6 protein-coding genes are annotated in these 10629 nt (G+C 69.6%); 2 read left to right on the top strand and 4 right to left on the bottom strand.

Going from position 1 to position 10629, the window contains the following annotated elements:
* Positions 1 to 124: 124 nt before the first annotated feature.
* The 4 genes from cydD to hisC all read right to left on the bottom strand — a co-directional run bounded on the left by cydD (position 125) and on the right by hisC (position 7668).
* On the bottom strand, positions 125 to 3640 hold the full coding sequence (cydD, locus tag QMK30_RS32905; protein ID WP_283521993.1) for a thiol reductant ABC exporter subunit CydD: 3516 nt from the start codon (positions 3638 to 3640) through the stop codon (positions 125 to 127).
* A 15-nt stretch (positions 3641 to 3655) separates the two neighbouring features.
* A complete protein-coding gene (cydB, locus tag QMK30_RS32900; protein ID WP_283521992.1) occupies positions 3656 to 4657 on the bottom strand; it encodes a cytochrome d ubiquinol oxidase subunit II in 1002 nt (333 codons plus the stop codon).
* Between the two features lie 11 nt (positions 4658 to 4668).
* Positions 4669 to 6177, bottom strand: coding sequence for a cytochrome ubiquinol oxidase subunit I (locus QMK30_RS32895; protein WP_283521991.1), 1509 nt, complete (start codon positions 6175 to 6177; stop codon positions 4669 to 4671).
* Positions 6178 to 6585: 408 nt separating this feature from the next.
* Positions 6586 to 7668, bottom strand: a complete 1083-nt coding sequence (gene hisC / locus QMK30_RS32890) for a histidinol-phosphate transaminase (RefSeq protein ID WP_283521990.1) — start codon at positions 7666 to 7668, stop codon at positions 6586 to 6588.
* A gap of 369 nt (positions 7669 to 8037) precedes the next feature.
* Here hisC and QMK30_RS32885 point away from each other — a divergent pair, with 369 nt between their 5' ends.
* Positions 8038 to 9150, top strand: a complete 1113-nt coding sequence (locus QMK30_RS32885) for a LacI family DNA-binding transcriptional regulator (RefSeq protein WP_283521989.1) — start codon at positions 8038 to 8040, stop codon at positions 9148 to 9150.
* A 248-nt stretch (positions 9151 to 9398) separates the two neighbouring features.
* Complete coding sequence (locus tag QMK30_RS32880) at positions 9399 to 10463, top strand: metallophosphoesterase (RefSeq protein WP_283521988.1); 1065 nt, start codon at positions 9399 to 9401, stop codon at positions 10461 to 10463.
* Positions 10464 to 10629 lie beyond the last annotated feature (166 nt).

Genomic DNA, 10629 nt, shown 5'->3' with positions numbered 1-10629 from the left:
AATGCACCGTCCCTCGCTCCACAGCACGATTCACCACCCCCGCAGACGTGGCCGCCTACCTCGATGCCTACGGCACCGAACCCCCGGACAACATCAAACACGCATGTTGAATCTCTGCGAGCCCTTAGCGCGGTACGGGCTGCCAGGTGCTGACCGGTCCGGTCTCCCGCTCGCGTGCCAGCATCCGCCTCAGCGGCCCATCGGCCTCCGCCAGCTCCGCGTACCCGCCCCGCTGTACGACCCGCCCCTCGTCCAGCACGATCACCTCGTCCACTGCGGAGAGGCCCTGCAATCGGTGTGTGATGAGCAGCGTCGTACGCCCCTCGGTCGCCCTCAGCAGGTCCGCCGTCAGCGCGTCCGCCGTCGCCAGGTCCAGATGCTCGGCCGGCTCGTCGAGCACCAGGACGGGAAAGTCCGCGAGGAGGGCGCGGGCCAGTGCGAGGCGCTGGCGCTGGCCGCCGGACAGCCGGGCGCCGTGTTCCCCGACGAGCGTGCCGAGCCCGTCGGGCAGTGCGTCGACCCAGGTCAGCAGCCGGGCCGCGCGCAGCGCCTGCCGCAGCTCGCCCTCGGTGGCATCCGTACGGGCCAGCCTGAGGTTCTCCCGTACGGAGCTGTCGAAGAGGTGCGCGTCCTGCGCGCACAGTCCGACCAGCCGCCGTACGTCGTCCCCCGCCAGCTCCGCGGTGTCCTTACCGCCGAGCGTGTAGGTACCCGCCCCCGCGTCCAGGAACCGCAGCAGCACCTGCGCGAGTGTCGTCTTCCCGGATCCGGAGAGGCCGACCACGGCGATCCGGCTGCCCGCCTCCAGCGTCAGGTCGAAGTCCGTCAGCGCGTCCCGCTCCTGCCCGGCGTACCTGGCGCTCAGGCCCCGCACCTCCAGCGGGAACGGCGTAACGGGCCCGCGAGCGGGAACGGCGGGCTCATGCACCGGCACCGGCGTGTCCAGCACCTCGTACACCCGCTCCGCGCCGCGCTTGACGCGCTGCCGGTACTGCACGGCGAGCGGCAGCCCGGTGACCGCCTCGAACGCGGCCAGCGGGGTCAGTACCACCACGGCCAGGGACACCCCCGACAGCCGCCCGTCGTGCACGCCCTGCACTCCGACGAACGCGGCGCACACCACCGTGAGCCCGCACACCAGCGCCGAGAGCCCCCCGCCGAGCGCGGTGGCCGCCGCGGCGCGCGAGGCGATCCGTGTGAGCACCCCGTCGGCCTCCTTCACCTCACCGATACGGCGCTTCAGCGCCCCGGCGACGGTCACCTCGGCCGTGCCGCCGAGTAGGTCGGCGATGCGGGTGGCCAGCGTTCCGCGCGCGGGAGCCAGCTGCCGCTCGGCCCGCCGGGCGCAGGCCCCGCTCACCAGCGGCACTCCGACCCCGGCGACGATCAGCCCGACGGCCAGCACGGCACCCGCCTCGGGCAGCAGCCACGCGGTGAACCCGACGGCCCCCGCACCCACCGTCACGGCCGCCCCGGCGGGCAGCAGCCAGCGCAGCCAGTAGTCCTGCAGCACGTCGACGTCGGCGACGAGCCGGGACAGCAGATCGCCGCGCCGGGTCTCGCGCAGTCCGGCCGGGGCGATCCGCTCCAGCCTGCCGTAGACCGCCGCCCTCAGCTCGGCGAGCATCCGCAGTACCGCGTCGTGCGACACGATCCGCTCGGCGTAGCGGAACACGGCCCGCCCGATGCCGAAGGCCCTGGTCGCCGTGACCGCGACCATCAGATAGAGCACGGGCGGCTGTTCGGATGCCCGCGAGATCAGCCAGCCGGAGACGGCCATGAGTCCCACGGCCGAGCCCAGCGCGAGGCTCCCCAGCAGGAGCGCCAGGGCCAGCCGGCCGCGCAGGGCACCGGCGGCCCCCCGGACCCTGGCCAGTACGCCGACGCCGACGATCCCCTTCGGGGGCTCACCGACGAGCGCCACGGCCCCCCCGGCCGCCCCGCGCGCTGTACCGTCCAGCGGCTGCCACGGCCGCCCCTGAAGGGGCACAGCGGCGCCGCTGTCCGGGACCGGGCGGGACAGCTCGACCACCCGGTCGGCCACCACCAGCAGCGCCGGACGGTGGACGACCAGCACCACCGTGCGTCCTGCCGCGAGTCGCCGGACGGCGTCGACGATGCCCGCCTCCGTCTCGCCGTCGAGGTTCGCCGTCGGCTCGTCGAGCAACAGCAGCGGCCGGTCGGCCAGGAACGCCCTTGCCAGGGCGAGTCGTTGCCGCTGCCCCGCCGAGATCCCCGCGCCGTCCTCACCGAGGCGCGTCCGCACCCCCTGGGGGAGGGCGGCCACGAAGTCGTACGCCCCCGCGTCCCGCAGTGCGGCGATCACGGCCGCCTCGTCCGCGTCCGGCCGCGCGAGCCGTACGTTCTCCGCGACTGTTCCCGCGAAGAGATACGGGCGCTGCGGCACCCAGGCGATCCGCTCCCGCCACCGCTCCATCGACACGTCGGCCAGGTCCGTGTCCCCGACGAGGACCCGTCCCTCGTCCGCCGGCGCGAAACCCAGCAGCACATTGAGCAGCGTGGTCTTGCCGACTCCGCTCGGCCCGACGACCGCGACCGTCTCGCCCTCACCGACGACCAGTGAGGCCGAGTCGAGCGAGGCCTCACTGCGTCCCGGGTGCCGGACCGTCACACCTTCCACCCGCAGCGCACCGGCCGGAACGTCTGCCGTGCCGTCCGTCCGCGGCTCGGTCTCCAGCACGTCGAAGATCTCTGCCGCGGCGGACAGCCCCTCGGCCGCCGCGTGGTACTGCGCCCCGACCTGCCGCAGCGGCAGATACGCCTCGGGCGCGAGCACCAGAATGACCAGGCCCGTGTACAGGTCCAGGTCACCGTGGACGAGCCGCATGCCGATGCCGACCGCCACCAGCGCCACCGAAAGAGTTGCCAGCAGTTCCAGTGCGAACGACGACAGGAACGCGATCCGCAATGTCCGCAGAGTGGCCTGCCGGTACTCGTCGGTGATCGTGCGGATCGACTCGGCCTGCGCCTTCGCCCGCCCGAAGACCTTGAGCGTCGGCAGCCCCGCGACCACGTCCAGGAAATGCCCGGACAGCCGGGACAGCAGCCGCCACTGACGGTCCATCCGCGCCTGGGTCGCCCACCCGATGAGGATCATGAAGATGGGGATCAGCGGCAGGGTCACCACGATGACCGCGGCCGAGACCCAGTCCTCGGTGACGATCCGGGCGAGCACCGCCACCGGGACGACCACCGCGAGCCCGAGCTGCGGCAGATACCGCGAGAAGTAGTCGTCCAGCGCGTCGACACCTCGTGTCGCGAGGGCGACCAGCGAACCGACCCGCTGTCCGGTCAGCCACCCCGGCCCCAGACCGACGGCCCGCTCCAGCAGCCGTCCCCGCAGCTCCGACTTGACCGCCGCGCTCGCCCGGTGTGCGGCGAGCTCCGTCAGCCAGGCCACCAGTCCCCGCCCCAGCGCGACCGCGGCCAGCAGAAGCAGCGGTGTGCGCAATTCAGCGCCGTCAAGACCCCGCTGGAAGGAGCCCACCACCACTTCGGCGATGAGCATCGCCTGGGCGACGACCAGGCCCGCCCCGGCCAGCCCGAGCACCACCACCGCTCCCAGGAAGAAGCGGGTGGCTCGGGCGTACCGGAGCAGACGCGGGTCGATCGGTTTCACGTGAAACATCCCCCACTAGTGGGCATCGGCGATGTGCTGGGTGCCGATGCGCTTACGGAACACCCAGTACGTCCAGCCCTGGTACAGCAGCACCACCGGCGTGGCGATCCCGGCGCACCAGGTCATGATCTTCAGGGTGTAGGGCGTGGACGAGGCGTTGGTGACAGTGAGGTTCCACGCGTCGTTCAGCGAGGACGGCATGACGTTCGGGAAAAGTGTCAGGAAGAGCATCGCCACCGCGGCCACGATGGTCACGCCGGACAGGCCGAATGCCCACCCCTCGCGTCCAGCCGCGGTGAATGCGATGGCCGCGACCAGCGAAAACACCGCCACGATCATCGCGACGAGGCTCGCGCCGTCACCGTTGTCCTTCTGCGTCCAGATCAGGAAGACGAGGGCCAGTACCGCGGTGACGACCCCGAGCTTGAGCGCCAGCCCGCGCGCCCGCTGCCGGATGTCGCCGAGAGTCTTGAGCCCGGCGAACACCGCACCGTGGAAGGTGAAGAGGCTCAGTGTGACGAGCCCGCCCAGGAGGGAGTACGGGTTGAGCAGGTCCCCGAGGGTACCGACGTACTCCATGTCCGCGTCGATCTTCACGCCGCGCACGATGTTGCCGAAGGCGACACCCCACAGGAAAGCGGGCAGCAGCGAGGTCCAGAAGATCGCGTGCTCCCAGTTGGTCTGCCAGCGGTCCTCGGTGCGCTTCGCCCGGTACTCGAAGGCGACGCCTCGGACGATGAGGCAGAACAGGATGAGCAGCAGCGGCAGATAGAAGCCCGAGAAGAGCGTGGCGTACCACTCGGGGAAGGCGGCGAAGGTCGCACCGCCCGCGCTCAGCAGCCACACCTCGTTGCCGTCCCAGACGGGCCCGATGGTGTTGATGAGGACTCGCCGCTCCTTGCGGTCGCGGGCGAGCAGCTTCGTCAGGACACCGATCCCGAAGTCGAACCCCTCCAGGAAGAAGTAGCCGATCCACAGAACGGCGATGAGTACGAACCAGACGTCGTGGAGTTCCATACCTCAGCTCCTCAGTACGAGAAGGCCATAGGCCGGTCGGCGTTTTGGTCGTCGCCGCCGATCTTGGTGGGCGGGTTGAGGTCGTCCTCCGTGAGTTCCGGCGGTCCGGCCTTGACGTACTTCAGGAGCAGCCTGACCTCGATCACGGCGAGCACCGCGTAGAGCGAGGTGAAGACGATCATCGAGGTGACGACCTCGCCCTGTGAGACGCCGGGGGAGACGGCGTCACGGGTGCGCAGGACGCCGTAGACGACCCAGGGCTGGCGTCCCATCTCGGTGAAGATCCAGCCCCAGGAGCTGGCGATCAGCGGGAAGCCCATCGTCCAGAGCGCCAACAGCCAGTACCACTTGGTGAATCTCTCGCCGAGTGCCTTGTTCCGGAAGAGCACCAGATTCGGTGCTTCGTCCTCACCGGTCCGCAGCGCCGGTGGCAGCAGGAACTTCTTGCGGGTCAGCCACAGCCCGAGCAGTCCGAGGCCGAAGGACGCCATGCCGAAGCCGATCATCCAGCGGAAGCCCCAGTAGGCGACGGGGATGTTGGGCCGGTAGTCGCCAGGGCCGAACCTCTCCTGCTCGGACTTGTTGACGTCGTTGATGCCGGGCACGTACGAGCTGAAGTCGTCGTGGGCGAGGAAGGACAGTATTCCGGGGATCTGGATGGCGACCGTGTTGTGGCCGGCCTCGACATCCCCGTACGCGAAGATCGAGAAGGGCGCCGGCGCCTCGCCGTCCCACAGCGCCTCGGCCGCGGCCATCTTCATCGGCTGCTGCTTGAACATGACCTTGCCGAGCAGGTCGCCGCTGACGGCGGTGAGCAGGCCGGCGATCACCACAGTGATCAGGCCGAGCCGCAGCGAGGTCCGCATCACCGGGATGTGCCTCTTGCGCGCCAGATGGAAGGCGGAGATGCCGACCATGAACGCGCCGCCGACCAGGAAGGCCGCCGTCATGGTGTGGAAGAACTGGGTGAGCGCGGTGTTCTGGCTGAGCACCGCCCAGAAGTCGGTGAGTTCGGCCCGGCCACGTTCCTCGTTGATCCGGTAGCCGACCGGGTGCTGCATCCAGGAGTTGGCCGCCAGGATGAAGTACGCGGACAGGACCGTGCCGATCGAGACCATCCAGATGCAGGCGAGGTGGATCCTCTTCGGCAGCTTGTCCCAGCCGAAGATCCACAGCCCGATGAAGGTGGACTCGAAGAAGAACGCGATCAGGGCCTCGAAGGCGAGTGGGGCGCCGAAGACGTCACCCACGAAGCGCGAGTAGTCGGACCAGTTCATGCCGAACTGGAATTCCTGCACGATGCCGGTGACGACGCCCATCGCGATGTTGATCAGGAAGAGCTTGCCCCAGAACTTGGTGGCCCTGAGGTACTTCTCGTTCTCCGTGCGGACCCAGGCGGTCTGCAGGCCGGCGGTGAGCGCGGCGAGCGAGATCGTCAGGGGCACGAAGAGGAAGTGGTAGACGGTGGTAATACCGAACTGCCATCGCGCCAAGGTCTCCGGCGCCAGAGCTAGGTCCACGTCGTCTTCTCCTTCACATCGCCGTGGGTCACATCGGCAGTTTGTTCCTTCAATCCCATCGATCATGGAAGGAACAAGACACGCTTGTGAACGTGTTCACATTCACGAGCCATTATTGCGCACGCCTTTTCGGCACGTAAGCCCGGGGGTGCGACACGGGGGTACGACTGTGCCCCCGCGCGCCGGTACGGCGGGCAGGGGCACAGAAAAGCGCAGGCAGTGACGGCGCCGGGCCGCTCCGCCGCGCTTACGACCTCGGGGCAATAGTGCGCGGGCTCCCGACGCCCCGCGACTCCGCCTCCGGCGTTGTCGTCGGTCGACGACGCTCCGCGTCGCCTCCCTCCTCCGCCTAGGACGCGAAGCCGCATGACGCCACTCGCCGATCCACGCCCTATTGCCCCGAGGTCGTTACAGCTCCTCGCGGAACGCCTCCGCCGCATGCAGGAAGACATCGTTGGCCTCGGTCTCACCAATGGTGATCCGCAGCCCCTCGCCCGCGAAGGGCCGCACCACGACGCCGGCCTTCTCGCAGGCCGCCGCGAAGTCCGTCGTGCGCTCGCCCAGCCGCAGCCAGACGAAGTTCGCCTGCGTCTCGGGCACCGTCCAGCCCTGCTCGACCAGGCCGTCGTACACCCGCGTCCGCTCCCCGATCAGCGCACCGACCCGGCCGAGCAGCTCGTCCTCCGCCCGCAGCGAGGCGACCGCCGCGTCCTGTGCCAGCTGGCTGACACCGAAGGGCACCGCGGTCTTGCGCAGCGCGGCCGCCACCGGCTCGTGCGCGACGGCGAAACCGACCCGCAGACCGGCCAGGCCGTACGCCTTGGAGAAGGTACGCAGCACCGCCACGTTCGGCCGGTCGCGGTAGAGCTCGATGCCATCCGGGACATCGGCGTCCCGGACGAACTCCCGGTACGCCTCGTCCAGCACCACCAGCACATCGGCGGGCACCCGGTCCAAGAAGCGCTCCAGCTCGGCCCTGCGTACCGCCGTGCCGGTCGGGTTGTTCGGGTTGCAGACGAAGATCAGCCGGGTCCTGTCGGTGATCGCGTCGGCCATAGCGTCCAGGTCGTGCACATCACCGGCCGTGAGCGGTACCTGCACGGCGGTGGCACCACTGATCTGCGTAATGATCGGGTAGGCCTCGAAGGAGCGCCAGGCGTAGATCACCTCGTCGCCGGGCCCCGAGGTCGCCTGGAGCAGCGACTGCGCGACGCCGACCGACCCGGTGCCGGTGGCCAGGTGCGTCACGGGCACCGCGAACCGGTCGGCGAGCTCGTTCATCAGACCGGTGCAGGCCATGTCCGGGTAACGGTTGAAATGACCGGCGGCCGCGACCGTGCTCGCCAGCACGCTGGGCAGCGGCGGATACGGGTTCTCGTTGGAGGACAGCTTGTACGCCACCGGCTCCCCGGCCGCCGCCGCACTCCGCCCCGGCTTGTAGGTGGGAACGCCGTCCAGCGCCGTGCGCAGCTTGGGGCTCGTCTCGCTCACTCTGGGTCCTCCTCGACCGTACTACCGCCAATGCTGCTCACCCTATGAGGATTGGCCGCCGCTGCGAATGGGCGGCGGAGAGAAGAACCGGAGGAGGGCCGAAGGAACAGGGGGCGCGCGCCGCCCTGGCGCACTCCGGTGGCCCGCGCCGTGGCGCGCATCCCTCGTGAAGGTGAGTTGAGACCTCTTCGAGACATAGGACACTTGGCGGGCCGACGTCGGTCCATAGGCGTCACCACCTGTCCAGACCGCATAAGCCCCTTGAATTCCAAGGTCATTGACGGATCATCACCATGCAGAAACGTGCCTGTCAACGCGCGCATATGCGTCCGCCCTAACCGCCCGCCCGAGCCCTACTATCGGCTCGCCATGACAGCAGCAGGGAAGCATCAGGTGAGCCGGACGGAACCACCCCGGCGGAGTACCCGGCCAGGACGCGCGGGCATCAGGGACGTCGCCGCAGCCGCAGGCGTCTCGATCACGACCGTCTCCGACGCGCTCAACGGTAAGGGCCGGCTCCCGGACGCCACCCGCAGCCATGTCCGCGAGGTCGCCGAACGGCTGGGCTATCGCCCGTCCGCGGCGGCCCGAACCCTCCGTACCGGCAAGTCGGGCCTCATCGGCCTGACCGTGACCACGTACGGGGATGAACCTTTCACCTTCACGGAGTTCGCGTACTTCGCCGAAATGGTCAGAGCCGCGACCTCGGCCGCGCTCGCCCGCGGCTACGCACTGGTCATCCTGCCCGCCACCTCCCGTCACGACGCCTGGTCGAACGTCGCACTCGACGGGACCGTCGTCATCGACCCGTCCGACCAGGACGCGGTCGTCACCGAGCTCGTACGCCAGGGCGTTCCCGTCGTCTCCGACGGCCGCCCCGCCGGCAGCCTGCCCGTGACGGCCTGGGTCGACAACGACCACGAGGCAGCCGTCCTCGGCCTGCTCGACCACCTCGCCGACGCCGGTGCCCGCCGAATCGGGCTGCTCACCGGGAACACCACGGACACGTACACCCGCCTCTCCACCACCGCTTACCTGCGCTGGTGCGAGCGGGTCGGCCAGGACCCCGTCTACGAGTCCTATCCGGCCCACGACCCCTGTGCGGGCGCCGTCGCAGCCGACCGGCTGCTGGCCCGCCCGGACAGGCCGGACGCCGTCTACGGGCTCTTCGACCCCAACGGCACCGATCTACTCGCCGCCGCCCGCCGTTACGGGCTGCGGGTCCCCGAGGACCTGCTGCTGGTCTGCTGCAGCGAGTCCACCGTGTACGCCGCCACCGAACCGCCCATCACCACGCTCTCGCTGAAACCACGCAGGATCGGCACCGCGGTGGTCCAGCTCCTCATCGACGCGATCGAGGGCCTCAACACCGACCGTCCCGTCGAGCAGGTCATACCCACGGAACTCATCGTCCGTACGTCCTCACAGCGCAGGCCGCACCGCACGACGGTGAGCGCACCCCGTTCACCGGCCGGGGACTGAGACCGAGGGACGGGTCCGGAGGCCGAGCCCGAGGAACAAGTCCGAGGGCCGAGTCCGACGACCGACGGGGACCGACCTACTCAATTCGGACGAAATAACCGGCGAACCACAGGTGCAGCCGGATTCACCACCCCTGGTGCGTCACACAGCACGAGCGTCATTCCTATGATGGGCGCACGACACTGCGGACCACCCGAGACCAGGTGGGATCGAGAGGTGTAGGCGGCGCGACGGTGGTGGAGGGGTCGATGACTCAGGGGGCCGGTCAGGGACCCGCGGTGCGGACGGCTACATTGCGGGACTTCCGCGTACCGCCGTACGCGCAGGCCCCCATTCCCGGGCAGGCGGGCGCCTACGGGATCGACGAGGAGCCGGAGGGGTACACGCCCACCCGGCGCGACCTCCCGGTGATCGGCCGCGGCGGTCCGGGAGACACCGTTCAGGTGACGGTGCAGACCGAGCCCCCGGCCGCGAACGGCGAGGGCCTCGGCCCACTCTTCGTCGTGGGCGACGTACACGGTTATCTGGACCAGCTGACCGCCGCGCTGGCCGAGCAGGGACTCATCGACGCGGAGGGCCAGTGGGCGGCCGGCGACGCCCGCCTCTGGTTCCTCGGCGACTTCACCGACCGCGGACCCGACGGCATCGGCGTCATCGACCTGGTGATGCGGCTCTCGGCGCAGGCCGCGGCGGCCGGTGGCTACTGCAAGGCCCTCATGGGCAACCACGAGCTGCTCATCATCGGCGCCAGGCGCTTCGGCGACACCCCCGTCAACTCCGGGGCGGGCACCGCCACCTTCCAGGCCGCCTGGCTTCTCAACGGCGGCCAGAAGTCCGACATGGATCGCCTCCAGGACGTACATCTGCAGTGGATGTCCCGCCTCGACGCGGTCGCGCTGGAGGACTCGCATCTTCTGACGCACTCCGACACCACGGCCTACCTCGATTACGGCTCCACCATCGAGGACGTGAACGACACGATTCACGCCATCCTCACCCGCAACGACGCCGACGAGTGCTGGGATGTCTTCCGCAAGCTGACCAAGCGCTTCGCCTTCCGCGACGAGGGCGGCTCACAAGCGGTGCGCGATCTGCTGGAAGCGTACGGCGGCGAGCGCATCGTCCACGGTCACAGCCCCATCCCGTATCTGCTGGGCCAGGTCGGCAACGAGAGTTCCGAGGACGGCGACGGCGGTTCGGGCCCGCTCGTGGAGGGCCCCCATGTGTACGCCGACGGGCTCGCCATCGCCATGGACGGCGGCGTCACCATGGCCGGAAAGCTGCTCGTGGTGCAACTTCCCTTGCGGGATTGACGCATGACGAGCGCTCAACCGGGAAGGCGCAGCACGATACAGAGTGTGTTCACCGCCGGGCCTATTTCTGGAAACCCCCTGTCACCCCGTGCCGTAGGCGCTCTACCATCGGCTTATCCGTAGCAGGCTCTCCTCCGTTTCCGCCCAATCGCCCGTTCGAAGCGGG

The organism is Streptomyces sp. H27-C3, assembly GCF_030063415.1.
In the GTDB taxonomy this organism is placed as follows: Bacteria; Actinomycetota; Actinomycetes; order Streptomycetales; family Streptomycetaceae; genus Streptomyces.
This window is presented reverse-complemented; position numbering and strand designations above follow the sequence as displayed.

Excerpts from the sequence above, each read along its gene's own strand:
- cydB (WP_283521992.1), bottom strand. The coding sequence starts at position 4,657 with ATGGAACTCCACGACGTCTGGTTCGTACTCATCGCCGTTCTGTGGATC.
- QMK30_RS32885 (WP_283521989.1), top strand. The coding sequence starts at position 8,038 with ATGACAGCAGCAGGGAAGCATCAGGTGAGCCGGACGGAACCACCCCGG.
- QMK30_RS32880 (WP_283521988.1), top strand. The coding sequence starts at position 9,399 with ATGACTCAGGGGGCCGGTCAGGGACCCGCGGTGCGGACGGCTACATTG.